Raw genomic sequence first — 20,141 nt, forward strand, 5'->3', positions numbered from 1 at the left:
CCCGGTTCGCCTGTTCGCAGTTCACGATCCGGCCTCCATGCCGGCCGCCATGCCGGCCGCCGTGCCAGCCTTCATGGCCTCCCGCAGGCTGCGGGGCCGCATGTCGGTCCACACCTGCTCGATGTGGGTCAGGCACTCCTGGCGGCCTCCGGTGAAGCCCTCCTCCGCCCAGCCCGCGGGCAGCGGCCGGTCAGCGGCCCAGATCGAGTACTGCTCTTCGTCATTGACGACGACCAGCCAGTTCTGCTCGGACACGTCGTACCTCCTGGTCTCATCGCCGGTCTCATCGCTGGTCTCATCGCCGGTCTCATCGCCGGGACAGTCGCGGGATGGTGACGCCGGCCGGTTCGGCGGCGAGTTCGTCCCGCTCGGCGCGGAGCTGCTCGACCCGGGCGGCCATCCGCGCCACGGTCGGCGCCTCGAACAGCGTGCGCATCGGCAGCTTCACGCCGACGGCGCCGCGCACCCGGGCGATGAGCTGCACCGCCACCAGCGAGTTGCCGCCCAGGTCGAAGAAGTCCTCATCGGCGCCGACCTCGGCCACGCCGAGGACCTCGCCCCAGATCCGCGCCAGGCCGGCCTCAAGTTCGCCGGCCGGCGCGGTGTAGGTCCCGTCGCGCTCGGCGTCGTTCTCCTGGGCTGCCACGTCCTGCACGGTGAGCCGCCGCTCCCGTTCGACGATCTCGTCGATGGGGCTCGCGCTGATCACCACCTGCGATCCCAGGTCCGCGGCGAGCAGGCGGCGGAACGCCTCCACACCGTCCGCGGGTCGGATGCCCGGGCCGCCGGCGTCCGGAGCCGGCCGCTGTGTGAACGCTGCCCGCTCCGGCGCGGATGCTGCCCGCTCCGGCGTGGACGCCAGCGAGGAGGTCACCGCGCCCGTGTCGATACGGCGCAGCACGAAGTCCTCGATCTCGACCAGCACGGCTCCGGACTCGTCAAGGAGAGTGAGGTCCACCGCGACCACCTCGCCGCCGTCGCCGCGGTAGACCAGGTGGCTGTAGAACGTAGCGGGCAGGGCCGCCCGGACGAGCAGGCGGCCATAGCTCAGCGGCAGGTACGACCCGGTGCCCCGGCTGCGGCCGAACGAGGTGGCCACGTCGAGCAGCGCGGGGTGGAGCACCCAGTGGTTCACCTCCGCGGCGACCGCCTCGGCCGCGTCGACGAGCGCCAGCTCCTCGCCGTCGCCCACCCATGTCCGCTCGGGGGAACGCCAGCGTGGGCCGAACGTCAGCGCGCTGACCCGCCCATCGCCCGTGGCCGCGTCCGCGGGCCGCAGCCGGCCCCGCAGCCCGGCGACGTCCACCGGTGCGACCGGCGCGGCCGGCACCCAGGCGGCGGCGCCGCGGGTGTGCGTGCGGGCGCCGCCGCGCACCTCGAACGCGGTCTCGTCCGGCCCGCCGGAGTGTGCCGTGCTCAGTGACACGGTCAGTTCGGCGCGGGTGCCGTCGGGCACCGACAGCGGTTCGGTGAAGACCACGTCACGCAGCTCGACCGCGTGCCCGGGCGTGGGCCGGGGTACGGCTGCCGCGAACGCGGCCCTGGCGCACTCCAGCTGGGCGGTCGCCGGCAGCACCGGCACCCGCCCGATCCGGTGCTCGTCCAGCACCCAGTGCGTGTCGGCGGCGAGCGGCCCCCGGCATGCCATGCCGGACCGGACGCGCAACACCGGGTGGTCGATCGGGACGTCCGCGGCGTCCGGTACGGCGGAGTCAGGGCTCGGCGTGCCGTGCGCCGCCCGGAGGGCCGGTGGCACGACGGCCTCGGCGGCCATGCCGACCTCCCGCCAGGCGCCCCAGTTGACCGACAGGACGCGCGGCCCGCGCGCCGACCGGGCGTAGGCGTCCAGGAAGGCGTTGGCGGCGCAGTAGTCGACCTGGCCGAACCCGCCGGTGACCGAGGTGACCGAGGAGCACAGCGCGACGAAGTCGAGATCCAGGTCGCCGAAGGCCTGCCACAGCGCGAGCGTCCCGGCCAGCTTCGGGGCGAGCACGGCCTGCGCGTCGGCGAGTTCCTTGACCTCGGCCATGCCGCCGCCGGGCAGGCCGGCCGCGTGCACGACGCCGTCCAGACCGCCGTAGGCGGCGATCACCTCGTCCCGGACCTCACGCATCCGTACCGGATCGGTGACGTCCGCGGCCACCACCGTGACCTGGGCGCCGGCCGCCTCCATCCTCCGGATCGCGGCGATCGCCCGGCCGGTGCGGCCTTCGCCATACCGGTCCCACTCCTCGCGGGGCGGCAGCCCGGTGCGGCCGAGCAGCACGATCCGGGCCCGCAGTCGGGTGCCCAGTTCCTCGGCCAGGGTGATGCCGATGCCGCCCATGCCGCCGGTGATCAGGTACCGGCCGCCCTCGCGGAGGCCTCCGGAGCGGCCGCCCTCAGGCAGCGCGACCGGCTGGAACTCCCGCATCCAGCGCCGGCCGGACCGCAGCGCGATCACGTCGTCGGCGGCCGGGCGGCGCAGCTCGGCGAGCACGGCCTCCGGCGGCGTGCCGGCCGGGTCGAGGTCGATGTGCCGCACCCGCAGGCCGGCCACCTCCAGCGGCACCACCCGCGCGATACCCGCGACCGTGGCGTGTTCCGGCCGGGTCAGGTCGCCGCCGAGCACGTCCTCCGTGCCGGCGGTGAGGACATCCACCTGCACGCCGTCGGCGACCTGCGCGGCGCTCAGCGCCTGGACGAGCCACAACAGGCTGAACAGCCCGTGCTCCTGGGCGCTTTCGGCGGCGGCGATGTCGGCACCGGCCGGTTCGCCGACCAACGGCCAGGCGTGCAGCACCCGGCCCGGCACCCCGCCCGCCGCGGTCAGCGCGGCGACCAGTGCGTCGTAGTCGGCGCGCTCGCCGGGCCGTACCGTGTAGCCGTCCGCGACCGGCGCGAACTCGGTGCCGGGCCGCACTTCGAGCACCTCGGTCCCAGACGCCCGCAGTGACGCGGACAGCTCCGCGCCGCGCTCGTCCGCCGTGAACGCCAGGCACCTCCCGACCGGCTCCCCGGGGGCGGCGGGGGGAACCTGCCGCCAGACCGGCACCTCGAACCAGTCCTCGACCGCCCGGGACCGGGAGGCCTGCACGGGCGCGGGCACGACGGCGCCCGCGCCGGGCTCGACGAACCGGTACTCGCGCTCGTAGGGGTAGCCGGGTAGCGGCACCCGCCGGCCGGCGGTGGGCATCTCCACCGGCGCCCCCGCCACCCACAGCCGACCGGCCGTGACGTACAGAACCTCCAGGTCGCCCGCCTTATCCTGCGGCCCCGGCAGGCTGCTCATGGGGGGCAGGGCCCCCTTGGCGACGGCCTCACGTAGCTGCATGCGGGCCAGCCCGGACAACTGCTTGCCGGGGCCGCACTCCACCAGCCCCCACTCGCCCTCCGCGAGCAGGGTGGCGACGCAGTCGGCGAAGCGCACCGGCCGACGCAGGTGCTCCGCCCAGTACGCCGGGTCGGTCGCCTGCTCGGCGGTGATCCACGTCCCGGTGACGTTGGACAGGAACGGCAGGCTCGGCGCCCGCCGGGGCACGGCGGCCACGATCTCGGTGAACTCGGCCAGGATCGGATCCATCATCGGCGAGTGGAACGCGTGCGAGGTGCGCAGCGGCGTGGATCGGACGCCGGCGGCGCGCAGCTCCTCGGCGAACGCCTCGACCGCCTCGGTCGAGCCCGCCACCACGCAGGTGCCCGGGCCGTTCACGGTGGCGACGGCCACACCGTCGGGCAGCCGGGCGGCGACGTACTCCTCGTCCTTCGGTACGGCCAGCATCGCACCGGGCGGCATCGACTGCATCAACCGGCCGCGGGCCGCCACCAGACGCAGCGCGTCCGGCAGTGTGAACACGCCCGCGACGGTGGCCGCCACGTACTCGCCGATGGAGTGGCCGATCATCGCCGCGGGTGTGACACCCCACTCCTGCCACAATCTGGCCAGGCCGTACTCGATCGTGAACAGCGCCGGCTGGGTGAGCCGCGTCTCACGGAGCGCGGCGTCGGCCGCCTCGCCGGGGGTGAACAGCAGCGGCCGGATGTCCTCGCCCAGCTCTGCGGCGAGCACCTCGGCGCACTCGTCGACCGCGGCGGCGAAGACCGGCTCGGCGGCGTACAGCTCGGCGCCCATGCCGGCGTACTGCGCGCCCTGTCCGGAGAACAGGAATGCCACCTGCGGAGCGGGATCGCCGGCCACGCCGGTCTGGCAGCGCCTCCCGTCGCCCAGCGCCGCCACCGCGTCGGGCACGTCGGCGGCGAGCACCGCCGCCCGGTACGGATAGATCGCCCGGCCCGCCCGCAGCGTGTGTGCCACGTCGGCCAGCGCCAGATCCGGATGCTCGGACAGGTGCTCGGCCAGCCGACTGCGCATGGTTCGCAGCGCCTCCGCCGTGCGTGCCGAAAGCCGCAGCAGCCGGGGCGTCGGAGAGGCGAAGGTGGCCACCGGTCGGGGCGGCGCCTCCTGGAGCACCACGTGGGCGTTGGTGCCGCCGATGCCGAACGAGCTCACCGCGGCCCGCCGGGGGTGCGGTCCCCGCTCCCACTTCGACAGCGTGGACACCACGTAGAACGGGCTGGAGTCGAAGTCGATCGCCGGGTTGGGCCGCTCATAGTTGATGCTGGGCGGGATCAGCCCGTGCTCCAGCGCGAGCACCGCCTTGATCACGCCGACCACGCCGGACGCCTGGCTGAGGTGGCCGATGTTGGACTTCACCGAGCCGACGCCGCACCAGCCGCGCTCGGTGGTGTCCCTGCCGTACGCGGTGGACAGCGCGGTCATCTCGATCGGGTCGCCGAGCGCGGTGCCGGTGCCGTGCGCCTCGACGTAGCCGATCGTGCGCGGGTCCACCCCGGCCACGCCGAGTGCCTGGGCGATCACCTCGGCCTGCCCGTCGATGCTCGGCGCGGAGAAGCCGACCTTGCCGGCGCCGTCGTTGTTGATCGCGTTGCCGAGGATGACGGCACGGATGTGGTCGCCGTCGGCGAGCGCGTCCTCCAGCCGCTTGAGCACCACCACACCGACGCCGCTGCCCCAGATCGTGCCGTCGGCGGCGGCGTCGAACGGGCGGACGTGCCCGTCCGGCGAGGTGTAGCCGTCCATCGCCGGGTAGCCGCGGCCGTGTGGCAGCTCCACGCAGACCCCTCCGGCCAGCGCCATGTCGCATTCGCCGCCGCGCAGCGCCTCGCTGGCGAGGTGCACGGCCACCAGCGAGGTCGAGCAGGCCGTGGTGACGGTGAGGCTCGGGCCGCGCAGGTTCAGCCGGTACGACACGGTGGTGGCGATGTAGTCGGTGTTGTTGCCGACGGACAGGCCGAGCTCTCCCGCCCCGCCCGCCACCTGCGGGTTGGTGCGCAGGTTCAGCCACTGGTACAGGTTCGGTCCGGCGCCGCCGTACACCCCGATCCCGCCGTCGTAGCGGGCCGGATCCTGGCCGGCGTCCAGCAGCGCCGCGTGTGCCTGCTCCAGGAACAGCCGCTGCTGGGGATCGGCCAGCTCCGCCTCGCGCGGGGTCATACCGAAGAAGGCGGCGTCGAAGTGCTCCATGTCGCGCACCACCGGGGCGGCCGGGACGAAGGAGGGGTCGTCCAGCTGGGCCTCGGTGGCGCCGTGGGCCAGTTGCTCCTCCCGGCTGAAGAAGGTCACCGACTCCACGCCGTCGACCAGGTTCTGCCAGAACTGCCGCAGATCGTCGGCCCCGGGTACTCGGGCGCTCATGCCGATGATGGCGATGGGCTCGGCACCGTCCGGAATGTCCGCCAACTCGTCGAACTCGGTCATCGTTGACTTCTCCTCTTGCGTTGTTCCGCCCGTTGCCTGCGTGCCGCGGCACGCTGATCCGCCCGGTCGAGTTCCGGCTGTTCCGTGTCGCCGTCGAGATGGGCCGCCAGCGCGCGCACGGTCGGGTGCCGGAACAGCTCGACCACCGCGAGCTTCCGCCCGGTCAGCTCGGCCAGCCGGTCCTGCACCACGACGACGGCCATCGAGGTGCCCCCCACGTCGAAGAAGTTGTCGGCCGCTCCCACCTCAGGCCGGTCGAGTACCTCGCACCACACCTGGGCGATCAGTCGCTCGGTCGCGGTCGACGGCCGCGCCGATGTGCCCGGCGCGCCGGCGGGCACGGCCTTGGTGCGCGTGACCTTGGCGGGCTCGGCGGCCACACCCACGGCCAGGGTCGCGGCGCCCGGCAGCTCGTGCGCGTCGACCGGGCGTTCCGGTGCCGCGCTCGCCTGGTCGAGCAGCGACGCGTACGCCTCGAGGAGTGCCTGGATCCGCTGCGGCGTGTACAGGTCGGCGTTGTAGACGCAGTCCACGGCGTAGCCGCCGTCGCGGTCCACCACATAGACGGTCAGGTCGAACGGCGACCCGGCCAGGCCGGGGGCGACCCGCTCGGTGCGCACCCCGGGCAGCCGCAGGCGCGGCTCAGGGAAGTTGTAGACGTTGAACAGCACCTGCACCAGCGGCGCCCGGGCCGGATCGCGAGGCAGCGCGAGCGCGTCGACGATGCGCTCCAGCGTGGCGCCGGGGCGCGCCAGCACGGCGAGGAACTCGTCCGCGCAGCCGCGCACCCGCTCGGCGAAGCTCTCCCCGGCGGCGCTACGCAGCCGCAGCGGCACCACCTCGACGAAGAACCCGACGAGGTCGTGGAAGGCCTCGTGCCTGCGGTCGGCCGCGGGGGTGCCGACCACGACATCCCCACGCCGGGTGATCCGGCGTACCAGTTCGGCGAAGCCGGCGAGCAGCACGGTCGGCGCGGTGGTGCCGACCCCTGCGGCGAGCGCGCGGATCGCCGCCGAGGTGGCGGCGGACAGCGCGATGCCCGACTGGGCGCCGCGGTAGGTCTGCACCGGCGGACGGGCCCGGTCCCTGGGCAGGTCCAGCACGGCCGGGGCGTCCGCCAGGTGCGCGGCCCACCAGGCCAGGTCGGCGTCTCCACGCCGGGTGTCCCTGGCAGCCCGCCATACGACGTAGTCGGCGAACCGGGCCGGCGGATCCGGCAGCGCGACCGGGTTCTCCCCTCCCGCGGCGTGGGCGTAGGCCCGGCCGAGATCCTCCAGGAAGGGGCGCTGCGACCAGCCATCGAACACGGCGTGGTGGAAGGTCAGCGCCAGGAGATGCTCGGCGGGGCCCAGCCGGGCGAGCCTGGCCCGCCACAACGGCCCGGTGGCGAGGTCGAACCGGTGGGCCGCCTCCTCATCGAGCAGCGCGCGCGACGCCGATTCCGGCGCGCCGGTGAGGTCGTCGACGTGCAGCGGCACCGCGCCCGGCGGATCGACCTCGACGTACGGCATGCCGCCGGTGTCGGGCACCCGCCACCGCAGCACGTCGTGCCGGGCGGCCACTGCGGCCAGCGCCGCGCGCAGCGCGGCGACGTCCAGCGGGCCGTGCAGCCGCTCGGCCAGCGCGATGTTGTACGCCGCGGTGTCAGGGGCCAGCTTGTCCACGAACCACAGCCGGCGCTGCGCGGCCGACAGGGTGGCCGGGCTGCCGGACGGTAGCGGCTCGGCCCGTTCCGCCGCGTCCTCGATCCGGGCGGCGAGGCCGGAGAGGGTACGGCCGGCGAACACGTCCTCCACCGACACGGCCCGGTCCAGCTCGGCCCGGACTCCGGCGACCAGCCGCATCGCGGTCACCGAGTGGCCGCCGCAGGCGAAGAAGTCGTCCTCCAGGGAGACCTTCTCCGCCGGGAGGCCGAGCACCCGAGCCCAGATCGCGGCCACGTCGCGTTCCAGCGGGGTGCCGGGTGCGGTGCCGGTGGCAGTGGTGTCGTGTTCCAGAAGCGCGCGCAGCGCCTGGCCGTCCACCTTGCCGGAGGCCGAGAGCGGCAGCCGTACCAGGCACACCACCCGCGAGGGCACCATCGCGCTGGGCAGCCGCTCGGCGCAGTACGCGCGTAGCCGCTCCGCGTCCGGTACCTCCCCGGACGAGGCGGCCGGCGAGGTGCAGAACGCCACCAGCCCGACACCGTCCGGCCCTTCGACCGCTTCGACGACAGCGTGCCCGACCTCGGGGTGGGCCCGCATCACGGCCTCCACCTCGCCGATCTCCACCCGCTGCCCCCGGATCTTGATCTGCCGGTCGGTACGCCCAAGGAAGAGCAGCTCACCGTCGGGCTGCAGCACGACCAGGTCGCCGGTGCGGTACAGGCGCTCGCCGGGCCGGTCGCCGAACGGGTCGGGCACGAACCGCTCGGCGGTGAGCGCGGGGTCGCCCAGATAGCCCCGGGCCAGCCCGGCCCCGCCGATCAGCAGCTCGCCGGGCTCGCCGGGCGGCACCGGGCGCAGTTCCTCGTCGACGACGTGGACCCGGTGACCGGCCAGCGCCCTGCCGATCGGCAGCGGACGCTCCCACCGCCCGCCGGCCTCGAAGGCGGTGACGCAGACGGTCGCCTCGGTCGGGCCGTAGCAGTTGAGGAACCGCCGACCGGAGCCCGACCAGCGTTCGACCTGTTCGGGGCCGGGCGCCTCCGCTCCGGTGATCACGGTGCGCCACTCGGGCAGGCCCGCCGGGTCGAGCAGCGGCAGCAGAGCGACCGGCACGCAGCCCCAGGTGACCTGGTGACTCGCCGCGAACCGCTGCAGCCGCTCCGGGTCGGTCCGGTCCGCCTCGCCGGCCAGCTGGACGGAGCCGCCCACGGCCAGCGGGACAAGGATGTCCAGGACCGAGACGTCGAAGCCGAGCGATGCGAACCCGAACGAGCGGGTGTGCTCCTCCGCGCCGGTGAACTCCGCGAACGCCAGGGCGTAGGAGACCAGGCTGCGATGGGTGACCACCACACCCTTGGGCCTGCCGGTGGACCCGGAGGTGTAGAGCACGTACGCCGCGTTGTCCGGTCCGGCCGGGCAGACCACCTGCCCGGCCCGGCCGTCGCCGTCCGCCGGAGCGCCGTCCGCCGGAGCGCCCGCCACCGGGACCGCCTGCGGCCCCTGGCCGTCGAACAGCCTGGCCGTGGACTCGTCCACGACCACCACGTCGATGTCCGCGTCGGCGATGATCTCGGCCCGGCGGGCGGCAGGGCCGTCCGGGTCGAGCGGCACGTAGGCCCCTCCGGCCAGCAGCACCCCCAGCATCCCGGCGACCATCGGCGGCCTGCGGCGCAGGCACAGCCCCACCCGGTGCTCGGGGCCCACCCCGTGCGCCCGCAGCCGCGCGGCCAGCCGGGTGGCGGTCTCGGCCAGCTCAGCGTAGCCGAGCCGCTCGTCCCACTGTCGTACGGCTGTTGTCTCCGGCCGACGGGCGGCCTGAGCGAGGACCAGCTCCGGCAGCGTGCTCATACGCTCCCTCCCGCGGCCGTGAACGGGGCGGGTACCGGGTCGACCGCGTGCATTCGCAGTTCGGTGAAATATCGGCGGCCCTCGGCGTCGGACAGCCAGGCCTGGTCAGGGGTCGGCAGCATCTCGGTCACCACGAGGCGGACGTCCGGGCCCTCGGCCAGGTGCGCCTTACGCACCATGGCGCAAAACAGCGAGGCGTACAGCGGGCTGGTCAGATCCACGTAGGACGGTTTGATCTCGGTGCTCAGCTTGACGAACACCCGCTCGGGCAGGCCCAGTTCCCGCCGCCATCGGCGCACCGCCAGGTAGGCGGCGCGCTCCCCCGAAGCGTCGGCCAGCCCGGTTGCGCCGGTCGTGGTCCGCCATGTACGGCGGGCGACGACCATCCGGTCGATGACGATCCGCGGAGTGTGGCCGTGCGGCGCGGCGGCGGTCAGCTTGAATCCGTCGACGGCGTGCATCGACACCAGCTCGGAGAACATCTCGATGAGCGGCCAGCGCCGCCCGCCGGGGTCCTGGGCGACCAGTTCGCCGTCCACCTCGGTCACCAGCACGGCGGCCGCCGGGAGCAACCTGTCCGGGTCGACGCCCGGCGCCGCGGTCCAGCCGAGCTGCCGGTCGGTCGGCCCGTCCAGGCTGTGTGCCATCCGGCCCGTCAAACGGGGCCAGTCGATTGGGTACAGCGGCCGGATGCGGTGCCGGCCCACGTCGGCCGCCAGCGCGGTTCGCAGCGCCTCCGGGTCGGGGTGCGTTCGGGTGAACACCGCGCAGTCGAAGGTGGGCCAGGCGGCGTGCAGCTCGCCCAGGACGACCAGGTAGTCCCCACGTTCGAGCGCCTCGACGCTGTCCGCGCAGATCTGCAGATCCGGGCTGTGCAGCCGGCCCACAGACCAGCCTGGCGCCACGGCGGGGAACGCGGACGCGGCGGCCGCGGCCAGCTCGGCCGCGGTGAACCGCAGCTCCGCCGTACCTTCCGGAACGTCGGCGAGGCCGAACAGCTTCGCCCAGCGTTCGGCCAACTCCCGGGCGACCGTGTCGACCGGGCGGTCTCCAGAGCCGAACAGCAGACCCTGCGCCAGGTACCACACGTCGGCCAGCCGGACCTCGGCCGCGTCCGCGCGCAGTTCCTCGTACAGCTCGCGCAGCGCGGCGCCGTACGCGGCGGCCAGCTCGGCGGTCAGCCAGCGCGCCGCGCCGAGCAGCAGGGCCAGCGGATCGGCGAGCACGTCGAGCAGCGGCCCGCCGAAAGTCACCTGCACGTCCCGGACGGTGTCCTCGTAGACGAGCCCGCGCCCCGCGTAGGTCTGCCCGGCGCGGCGCTGCGCGGACAGGCCGGTGACCGCGGTGAACTCCGCGTCCAGCGTCTCCAGCGCGACGAGCAGCGCGTCGGGGTCGCCCGCGGCGGCGGCCACGGCGTCGCGGGCGGCGCACAGCCGGTCGAGGCCGGCGACGGCCTCGGTCCGCACGTCCGGCTCCTCGATCCCGGTCAGCAGCTGGCGCAGCTCCCGTTCGGCATCCGGGCTCTGTGGCAGTTCGCCGTGCCAGGCCAGCAGGCCACGTTCGGCCAGCCGGTCCAGCAGCAGGTAGGCGTCGTCCGCGGTGCGGATTCCGGCGTCGCCGACCACCTCGGCGACGACCTCGGCCGCGCTGCGGCGTCCGTCGCTGCGGGCCAGCAGGGCGGCCTCAGCGGCCGAGACCGGTACCGGCGGCTGCGCGGGGCGCGACACCTGGCGGCCGTCCAGGACCAGGTGCGGCTGCAGTGCCGGGGGCAACGAGCGGCGGATCCGCGGGTCCTCGGCCAGCCGGGCGGCGTACGCCCGCAGCGCCCAGTCCTCCAGGTCGGTCCGGCGCCGCCGCGCCAGTCCGGGGCCGATCCGCACATCGGCCACCTGACCCCGCGGGTCCAGGTCCGCCCAAGCGACCGGGCCGAAGAACCCGATGGTCTCGTTTTTGGCGCAGTAGCGCTGCCAATACTTGGCCACCGCCAGCTCCCGGACGCGCCGGGGCCGGTTACGGCTCTGGCCGGGGCCGCCGCGCACCAGGGCGTCCAGCGTGACCAGCATGTTGCGGTTCTGCCAGGTGACGGCTTCGCGGAACAGCGGGTCGGCGGCCACCTGGCAGGCCTGCGCGGCGCCGTCGGCCAGTGCCTGGCCGAATGCCTTGTCGAACTGTTCCTCACCGGCGTCCCCGGCCAGCAGCTCGTCGGCGGCCTGCGCGCAGTACGGCGCCGCGAACCGGTCGAGTCCGTCGGCGGGGAAGCCCGTGCTACGCAGCACCACGTCCCGCCACACCGACCAGCCGGTGTCCCCCAGGGGCACCAGGTGGCCCGCGACGGGGTCCGTCCGGTCGGCCTCGGCGGGGAGGAGGTCGGCCGGGAGCGGGTCTGCGGGGAACAGGTCGGCAGGGAACAGGTCGGCGCGGATCTCCTGGAGGATGCGCGCCCGGCTGGTGTGCAGGAAGAAGTGGTCGCCCGGCTCCACGTGAAGGCGGAACGCGCCGGTGGTGTGCCGCTCCCACTGGCGGATATCGGCCGCCGGCACGGCCGGGTCGGCCTCGCCCGCGAACGCGACGATCGGCACCTCGATCGGCGGCTCCGGCCGGTACGTGTAGCCGTCAATCCAGGTGAAGTCGGCCCGCAGCACGGGCAGGACCAGGTCACGCAGCTCGGGCTCGGCCATCACCTCGTCGGGAATGCCACCGAGCTCGGCCAGCCGGGCGAGCAGCTCCTCGTCCCCGGTCCGGGCCAGCCGGGCCAGCGGCTCGGCGAGGTCAGGGGGCCGGCATCCGCCGAGGTAGAGCCCGACCGGCTGACGCTCGCCGCGCCGTCGCAGCTCGCGGACGACCTCGAAGCCGAGCCTGCCGCCCATGGAGTGGCCGTAGATCGCGTACGGCCGGTCGGCGCGGGCGTGGATCGCATCCGCCAGCTCGACGACGTCGATGGCCGCCCGCTCGAGGAATCTGCTCTCCCTGCCGGGCAACACCACGGAGAGCACCTCGATCCGCGGGTCCGCGTCCGCCGCCCAGCCGTGGAAGGCACTGGCCCCACCCCCGGCGTACGGCAGGCAGAACAGCAACGCGGCGGCGCCGGGCCGGGGCGCCGGCGAGACGAACCAGTGGGAATGACGACTCACGTGAGTGCCTCGATCCAGTAGCGCTTGCGCTGGAACGGGTACGCCGGAAGGGACACCCGGCGGTGCCCGTCGTCGTACAACGCCGTCCAGTCGACGTCGGCGCCGGCCAGCCACTCGGCGGCGAGCCGGCACAGTTCCTCGGGCCCGTCGTCGCCGCCCCGCAGGCCCTCCGGCCCGTCAACGCGCCCGTCACTGGGCCCGTCACTGGGCCCGTCATTGGCGCGGAGCAGCGCCACGGCCTCGTCCCGGTCGCGGCACAGCACCGCCGTCCGGTGGCCGAACGCCCGGCGCCCCATCGCGAGGGTGCAGGCCACGTCGTCCAGCCGCGCCTCGGGGGTGCGCTCCAGGTGATCGGCCAGTCGCTCCGCCGTCGCGCGCAGGGCCTGCGGCGTACGCGCCGAGACCGTCAGCAGGTGCCATCCCGCGGGGGCGGGCCGCGGGGGCGCGGCCGGCGGCTGCTCGACGATCACGTGCGCGTTGGTGCCGCCCAGGCCGAAGGAGCTGACCCCGGCGCGCCGCGGCCCGGGCTGCTCCCAGTCCTGGGTCTTCACCGGGACGAAGAACGGCGAACCGGCGAAGTCGGTGTCCGGGCCCGGCCGCCGGTAGTGAAGGCTGGCGGGGATGACGCCGTGCCGGACCGCGAGCACCGCCTTGATCAGGCCCGCGGCGCCGGCCGCGGCGTCCAGGTTGCCGATGTTGGTCTTGATCGAGCCGAGCGCGCACGAGCCCGGCACCGGGTCCGGCCCGAACGCGCGGATCAGGGCGGCCGCCTCGATCGCGTCGCCGACCAAAGTGCCGCTGCCGTGCGCTTCGACGTACCCGATCGCGGAGGCGGTCAGCTCGGCGGCGGCCAGCGCCTCGGTCACCACCGCCGACTGCCCCTCCGTGCCGGGTGCGGCGAAGCCGGCCCGTACCGCGCCGTCGTTGTTCACCGCCCAGCCGCGGAGCACCGCGAGCACGTGGTCGCCCTGGTCCAGCGCGTCGGCCAGCCGCTTGAGCGCGAGCACCGCCACGCCGCTGCCGTACACCGTGCCCTGCGCGGACGCGTCGAACGTGCGGCAGCGTCCGTCCGGCGAGATCAGCCCGCCCGGGGTGTGCCGGAACCGCGGCCAGGTGATGCTCACCCCGCCGGCCAGCGCCAGGTCGCACCGGTAGTCCAGCAGGTTCTGGGCGGCGGTGCAGATCGCGACCAGCGAGCTCGAGCAGGCGGTCTGCACCGCCACCGCCGGGCCGGTCAACCCGAGCCGGTAGGCCACCTGGGCGGGCAGGTAGTCCGCCGCCGCCCCCTGGACCAGCTGCTGCTCCAGGTCGTACGGCTCGGCCCCGGTGGCGGCCGGGTTGCCGAGCAGGTGGAACAGGAAGTACCGGTTGGCCGAGGAGCCGGCGAACACTCCGACCACGCCGTCGTAGGCCGCCGGGTCGCAGCCGGCGTCCTCCAGCGCCGCCCAGGCCTGCTCCAGGAACAGCCGCTGCTGCGGGTCCATCCGCTCGGCCTCGGCGGACGGCACGCCGAAGAACTCGGCGTCGAACTCGGCCACGCCCGGCAGGTGCCCTCCGGAACGCACGTGGGCCGGGTCGCCGATCAGCCGCTCGTCGACACCCAGATCGCGCAGTTCGTCGTCGGTGAAGTCGTGGACCGCGTCCACGCCGTCGAGCAGGTTGCGCCACAGGGACGGCACGTCCGGTGCTCCGGGGAACCGCCCGGCCATCCCGACCACGGCGATCTCGTCGCCGGTGTACCCGCCGGACATCAGGCGCGCACCGCCGCCAGCACGTCCTCGACGCCGCTCACCTTGATCATCGCGTCCGGCTCCAGCGGTTGGTAGTCCGCGCTGGTGTAGCACCCGGTGCCGTGCACCACGATGTCCCGCCCCTCGTCGATCAGGCCGCGGTCGACCGCGTTCAGCACGCCGGTCAGGGCCATCACCATCGACCACTCACGCAGCGTGCGGAAGTCGGCGGGCAGCGCGCACCCGGTGCCGGCGAGCAGATCGCGCAGGTGCGGGTAGCGCTGGACGCACTCGGCGAGCGACACCACGATGCCCTCGCCGCCGAAGCGGCCGATCAGCTCGTTCATCGCCGGGGAGGTCGCGGGGCGGTGAGTGTAGAACGTCGGGTCGAGGATCTCGTCGGGGTCGTAGGTGACCTGGGGGAAGTGCGGGTCCGCCGACTGCCGGTAGAGGCCGTCGGCGGGGTCGATCCGGTAGGCCGGCAGGTTGCCGCGGTCGAAGTCGCCGTGCCGCAGGTTGAGGACCATGTCCGGGGTGCCCATGTGCTGGACGAGCAGGCTGGCCGGACGGGTGTCCCGGCTCGCCTGCCCCGTGGCTTCGAGCACCTCCCGCCCCTTGTGGTAGCCGAGCAGGCCGAACGCGCTGGACACCGCGTGCGCGTGCAGCCGCGGCGCGCTGATCGGGTCCGCGTCGTGCTCGAAGAACGCCCGCACCGTGTCGGCGACCAGGTAGTTGCCCAGCTCCAGGGAGAACCACAGGTTGTGGCCCCGGGCCTGGAACTCCGCCGCGTACCGGTCGACGAACTCGCGCCCGATCGCCTTGACGTGCTCGGGCTCGGGGCCGGTGTAGAGCAGCATCGGGTTCAGCGCTCTGAGCGTGGGGTCGGTGGAGAGGCGGCTGGAGCGCAGCTTGGCCAGGCAGGACTGCGGGGCGAGGATCACCACGCGCAGCAACTCGGGGTCCACCAGCCCGGCCTCGATGGCCCGCAGCACCGCGTCCCGCAGCGCCACGCCCTTGTTCGCCGAGGTCGGCGAGAAGATCGACACCGGCTCGCCATACCGGCGGATGTACTCCACGGCCCGCGCCACGATGAGCAACGAGGCGAACGTCTTGGTGGTCCCGGTCCCCGGGTTCCCGGTCAGGTCCAGGAGGGACAGCCGGTGCGTGCCGTACATCCCCAGATGCCGCCACTCGGCGGTGGCCGCCGACAGGAACCGGCGCAGGTCGTCGTCCAGCTCGGGCAGCAGGAAGCCGGGAGAGAACGGGCCGCCGTCCCGGACCGGGTCGACGTCGCCGCCGCAGGCCGCGATCGCGGCGGGCAGCCGGTCGTAGAAGTCGATCAGCAGGTTCGCCGAGCGGACCGGGGTCACGGTCTCGGCTTCGACGGTGGGCACGGGGCTCGGCATTGTTTGCGTACCTCGTTCGTAGCGGGGTGGTTGGTTGCGCAGTCGGGTCCTGAGCTGGTCGAGACGGTGGGTGACCGCTTCGATGTCACTGATCGGGAAGCCCTCCGCCAGCTCCGGCACAAGCCGGCTCAGCTCCTCCTGGGCGGTCGGGCCGAAGCGGACCCGGCCGTCGTCCACCACGACCCCGTCCCGCAGCGCGGCACGCGAGTTGAACGCAACCGCCTCCGCCCGGCTCACGCCCGCGGGCAGCCGCAGCTCCAGCCGGGTGCCGGACAGGCGTACCGGGTAGCCGCCCGGCAGCCCGAGCACCCCCGGCAGGGTGGTGTCGGTCTCGGCCCCGGCGAGCAGGTCGCGAACGAGCTGTGCGGCGGCGTACCCGGTGACGTGGTTGAGTTCGGACCGGGTGGCGGCCCGCTGGGCGGCGAGCAGCTTTCCGACCTCGGCGACGGGCTGGCCGTCGTACCAGGCGAGCGCCTCTTCCTCGCCCTCCGACGGGGTATGCAGGTGAACGTGGTGGGCCAGCACACGCAGGCGGCGCTGGTCAGGGAGCCCAAGAGCCGCCTGGATGCTGGCGGCGATCAGCGCGCCGTTGCCGATGCCGCACAGCGCGGGCACTCCCGCCGCCGCCAGTACCTGGTTGGCCGCGTCGGGGAAGCAGGCGTTGATCAGCCACGCCTCTGGGTGCGTGGCCGCGAGCGCTCGGCCCACCCGCAGCGCGGGCTCGGCCTGGAACGGCAGGGTAAGGCCGAACCCCGCCCGCTGGACGAGCTCGGTCCACGCCGACGGGGCGTTCTGCCGCTCCCAGGGTGACTGGCTGGACGCGGCCACCAGCACGCCCGTGGGCGCCCCCACGCCGAGCGTGTCGGCCAGGGATCGATCGCAGGCCGGATCGACGGTCAGCGGCTGGAAGGTCACCGGTACGCCGGCCGCCGCGGCTCGGGCGGCGGCGACGTAGCAGACCTCCGCGGCCCTGCCGTGGTCGCGTCCTGCCACCAACACCCGGATGGGCTGAGTGCCGCAGACGGCCAGCGCGTAGCAGATGCTCCGAGCGAGCCCCCCGGTACCGATGACGGCGAGCGTCGGCTGGTCGGTCATGGGTGCCATGTGCCGCTACCGCCCCGCCCCAGGACGCGGCCGGTGCGCCGTGGAGAGCGTGTCCGCGGGCTCGGCGGCAGAGGAGCGATGGGCTGCGCCGGTCTGATGGATCTCCGACTTGGACATGGTGCAAGACAAGAAGAACTCCCCGAGCGAAAGCCGCTGTCCCCGGCCTCAGTCGCGCCTGACCGCCGCCGCGGAGGGTCTCACCACGGCGTTGGACTTAAATGCATGGCGGCATCACGAGAAGACGATGCGTGACGGCATGTTTCAGCACACTCTCTCGTTCGACCGTGAACGGTTGCCCGATTCTGTATAAACACGGACTCCTATGTCAATAAGGTCATAGGACCAAAACCGCAGAAAACGGCCATAGAGCTGGCCGGCTCGCTTTACTTACACAAACGATCACAGAAGGTAACCGCAAGGCCAGAAAGTCTTCAAATCCTACATGAATTACCCGAAATGCCTGGATTCGGCGCGGCACGCTTCGCTCGGCGCGCAGGTGCGTCCGCGTTTCCGACCGCGAGACCAGGCTGCCCGCCCCACCTTCCCGCCACCCTCGCGACGCAGGGCCGCCTCTACCCCAGGGGCTTGACGGTGGTGAATGGTCAGGGCTCGCGACTGCTCGGCGATTTCCCGTCCGCACGCGCCATGCCGCGAAACAGTCCGTCACAACCCGACAAATGAACGGGGACGACGTAGACGAAATGACAGAAGTAGCCAAGCCGAGATGCAGAATAGCATTTATCAAAAAACTCATGATCCGTGAGTCGCGAGTTCGAGCCCCACCCGCCCTAAATAGCGAACATGGCCCCTGACCTGCGTTTTTCAATGAGTCGAGATTGTGGAACGAGCGAAAGGAGCCGATGGCCGCCCTTGGGCCACGGACCGGGCACGCGATAGATCGTTTGGACCGCCTACGTCAGGTCGGGCCACAAAAACGATCAAGAGAAGACCGCAACCGAAGATCTCTCAGGCTTCCGCATCCGCCACATACCGACAGCCAAGGAAGGGTCCGCACCAATCCGGCCATCTCTGCCAGACGACGCTTGAGGTCGGTACCGCTCGGAGCCACCGCCATGGAGGCTCCCTTCGAACCGCACCCCTCCCCCGGGTTCACTGACCAGGGCATCATCGGCGATCCCTTCTCCTACAATGCGCGCGGCTCCTGTGAGGGACTCCGGATCGAACCTGCGCCTCTCGGCTCCCGCGAGCCCTCCTCATCTCCGGCCAGAGGCGGATCGAGCCAACGTGATCTTGTCCGACATCTGTCGGAAATGCCGCGATCGAGACAGAACGGCCGTCCGAAGACATCCCGCACCTCCGCCCATAGCATCAGGCCTTCCGGGGCCTCTTTACGGTCCCTTCAACCCCCCTTGGGGCCGACTTTCGGTCCCACCCACCCTGATCGTTCGGGAAGGTTCGTCGATGTCTTTGCCGCGCCAGGTGATGGGCCTTGTGGCACCAACCGCGTTCCGTAGTCCGAGATCAGCACGCCGCGGCGCCGCGGCGCTGGGTCTCGCCGCCACCATGACCCTTGCCGGGGTCGCCGCGAACCCGGCCCCCGCCGGCGCGGCCGTCCCGGTCGGACCGGTCTTCAAGGACGGCATGGCCCAGCCGGTGTTCTCCTCGAACCGCAACGACTGGATCCGTGAGGAACTGTGGATCGAGACCTCGATCGACAGTGACGGCGACGGGCGGAACGACCGGGTGCACGCCGAGGTCACCCGGCTCCGGGAGACCGAGACGGCCGGCCTCAAGTCCCCCGTCGTGTACGAGGCCAGTCCCTACTACGCGGGCGGCAACGCGGTCGAGAACCACAACGTCGATCACGAGCTCCACCAGGCACTCCGCCCGGGCAAGGGCTGGATGAACCGCGGTGGTTCGGTGAAGGACCCGGCAACCGACGAGCGGCTGGCCGCCGCCGCCGAAGCCGACGCGGCCGGCGAAGCCGACGCCGCCGCCGCGGGCACCGGCCCGCAGCCCGTCATCAGCACCAGCCACGAGTCCAACTGGCTGCCTCGCGGTTTCGCGGTGGTCCATGCCGAGTCGCTGGGCAGCGGCAAGTCCGACGGCTGCCCGACCACCGGCGGGCGCAACGAGACCATCGGCGCGAAGTCCGTCGTCGACTGGCTGAACGGTCGTGCGAAGGCCTACGACGCCGCCGGCAGGGAAGTCCACGCGACGTGGACGACCGGCAAGGTCGGCATGATCGGCACCTCGTACAACGGCACCCTGCCCAACGCGGTCGCGAGCACCGGCGTCGATGGCCTCGAGGCCATCGTTCCCATCTCGGCGATCTCGAGCTGGTACGACTACTACCGCGCGAACGGCGCCGTGGTCGCCCCCGGCGGCTACCAGGGCGAGGACGCCGACGTGCTCGCGGAGTACGTCTACACCCGCGCGAACAAGCAGATCTGCCGAAACGTCATCGAGCAGCTCGCGAAGGAGCAGGACCGGGTCACCGGCGACTACACCGCCTTCTGGGACGAGCGCAACTACATGAACGACGTCGACAAGGTCCACGCCGCGGTGCTGGTCGCGCACGGACTCAACGACTGGAACGTCAAGACCAAGCACGCCGCGCAGTGGTACGAGGCGCTCAAGGCGCGCGGCGTGCCGCACAAGATCTATCTGCACCAGGGCGGGCACGGCGGCTCCCCCAGCGTCGACGTACTCAACCGCTGGTTCACCCGCTACCTGTGGGATTACGAGAACGGCGTGGAGAACGACCCGCGGGCGCTGATCCAGCGCGAGGACAGGACGCTGGTGGAATACCCCGAGTGGCCTGAACCGGCCGCGGCGGACGCCGAGCTCAACCTGGCGCCCGGCAGCGACGGAGCCGCCGGTGGCCTTACCGGCGACAAGACCCGCCTGGGCACGCCGGTGACCGAGACGATCGTCGACGACGCCTCGAAGCGGGCGCAGACCCTCGCCGACGCCGCGACGTCTCCCAACCGCCTGGCCTACAAGTCCGGGACGCTGATCGGTGCGGTCCGGTTCAGCGGCACGCCGAAGGTGTCGCTGCGGATGTCCTTCGGCCAGCCGGCCGCGAACGTGACGGCGCTGCTCGTCGACTACGACCAGAACGGCAAGGCGAAGATCATCACGCGGGGCTGGACGGATCCGCAGAACCGCAAGTCGATCTCGCGGACCGAGCCGGTCAAGCCGGGCAGCCCGTACCGGATCGACTTCGACATGCAGCCGCATGACTACGTGTTCGCGGCGGGACACCGCATCGGCATCGTGCTGCTGTCGAGCGACTACGAGTACACCATCCGGCCCACCCCGGGCGCGACGCTGCACCTCGACACGACGAAGAGCACGGTCATGCTGCCGCTCGTCGGCGGAGCGGCCGCGTTCACCGCGGCCAACGGCTGAGCCGGGACCGACCTACGGGGCGGGCCGCCAGTCGGCGGCCCGCCCTCAGCCGTACTTGTGGCACCCAGAGGAAGAGGAGCGCGACCGCGACCGCCGCCGGGCCCGCGGCCAGCAGCAGCTGACGGGCCGATCGCCCCCTCTCG

At 73.0% G+C, this 20,141-nt stretch carries 7 protein-coding genes; 1 reads left to right on the forward strand and 6 read right to left on the reverse strand.

What is annotated here, in order from left to right; translation table 11 throughout:
- Window positions 1-21: 21 nt before the first annotated feature.
- Genes QSK17_RS22420 through QSK17_RS22445 form a run of 6 tightly spaced genes read right to left on the reverse strand, consistent with a single transcriptional unit; the run spans window position 22 to window position 16,614 of the window.
- A complete protein-coding gene (locus QSK17_RS22420) occupies window positions 22-255 on the reverse strand; it encodes an MbtH family protein (protein WP_285707029.1) in 234 nt (77 codons plus the stop codon).
- 52 nt (window positions 256-307) lie between these two features.
- On the reverse strand, window positions 308-5,758 hold the full coding sequence (locus QSK17_RS22425; RefSeq protein ID WP_285707030.1) for a type I polyketide synthase: 5,451 nt from the start codon (window positions 5,756-5,758) through the stop codon (window positions 308-310).
- Window positions 5,755-9,252, reverse strand: coding sequence for a non-ribosomal peptide synthetase (locus QSK17_RS22430; protein WP_285707031.1), 3,498 nt, complete (start codon window positions 9,250-9,252; stop codon window positions 5,755-5,757). Before QSK17_RS22430 ends, QSK17_RS22425 begins: the two co-directional genes overlap by 4 nt.
- The gene (locus QSK17_RS22435) at window positions 9,249-12,383 is read right to left on the reverse strand and encodes a lantibiotic dehydratase (RefSeq protein WP_285707033.1); all 3,135 of its coding nucleotides are present in this window, start codon (window positions 12,381-12,383) and stop codon (window positions 9,249-9,251) included. Before QSK17_RS22435 ends, QSK17_RS22430 begins: the two co-directional genes overlap by 4 nt.
- Window positions 12,380-14,134 carry a beta-ketoacyl synthase N-terminal-like domain-containing protein gene (locus tag QSK17_RS22440; protein WP_285707035.1) on the reverse strand — a complete coding sequence of 585 codons (1,755 nt, stop codon included), beginning with the start codon at window positions 14,132-14,134 and terminating at the stop codon, window positions 12,380-12,382. The genes QSK17_RS22435 and QSK17_RS22440 overlap by 4 nt, the downstream gene beginning before the upstream one ends.
- Complete coding sequence (locus QSK17_RS22445; RefSeq protein ID WP_285707036.1) at window positions 14,134-16,614, reverse strand: DUF6002 family protein; 2,481 nt, start codon at window positions 16,612-16,614, stop codon at window positions 14,134-14,136. Before QSK17_RS22445 ends, QSK17_RS22440 begins: the two co-directional genes overlap by 1 nt.
- A 1,533-nt stretch (window positions 16,615-18,147) precedes the next feature.
- On the opposite strand from QSK17_RS22445, the gene QSK17_RS22450 reads away from it, so the two are divergent.
- The gene (locus QSK17_RS22450; protein ID WP_285707037.1) at window positions 18,148-19,998 is read left to right on the forward strand and encodes a Xaa-Pro dipeptidyl-peptidase; all 1,851 of its coding nucleotides are present in this window, start codon (window positions 18,148-18,150) and stop codon (window positions 19,996-19,998) included.
- The last annotated feature ends 143 nt before the right edge of the window (window positions 19,999-20,141 follow it).

The sequence above is a fragment of the Microtetraspora sp. NBRC 16547 genome, from assembly GCF_030268965.1.
Lineage (GTDB): Bacteria > Actinomycetota > Actinomycetes > Streptosporangiales > Streptosporangiaceae > Microtetraspora.

Excerpts from the sequence above, each read along its gene's own strand:
- QSK17_RS22430 (WP_285707031.1), bottom strand. The coding sequence starts at position 9,252 with ATGAGCACGCTGCCGGAGCTGGTCCTCGCTCAGGCCGCCCGTCGGCCG.
- QSK17_RS22440 (WP_285707035.1), bottom strand. The coding sequence starts at position 14,134 with ATGTCCGGCGGGTACACCGGCGACGAGATCGCCGTGGTCGGGATGGCC.
- QSK17_RS22450 (WP_285707037.1), top strand. The coding sequence starts at position 18,148 with ATGACCCTTGCCGGGGTCGCCGCGAACCCGGCCCCCGCCGGCGCGGCC.
- QSK17_RS22445 (WP_285707036.1), bottom strand. The coding sequence starts at position 16,614 with ATGACCGACCAGCCGACGCTCGCCGTCATCGGTACCGGGGGGCTCGCT.
- QSK17_RS22425 (WP_285707030.1), bottom strand. The coding sequence starts at position 5,758 with ATGACCGAGTTCGACGAGTTGGCGGACATTCCGGACGGTGCCGAGCCC.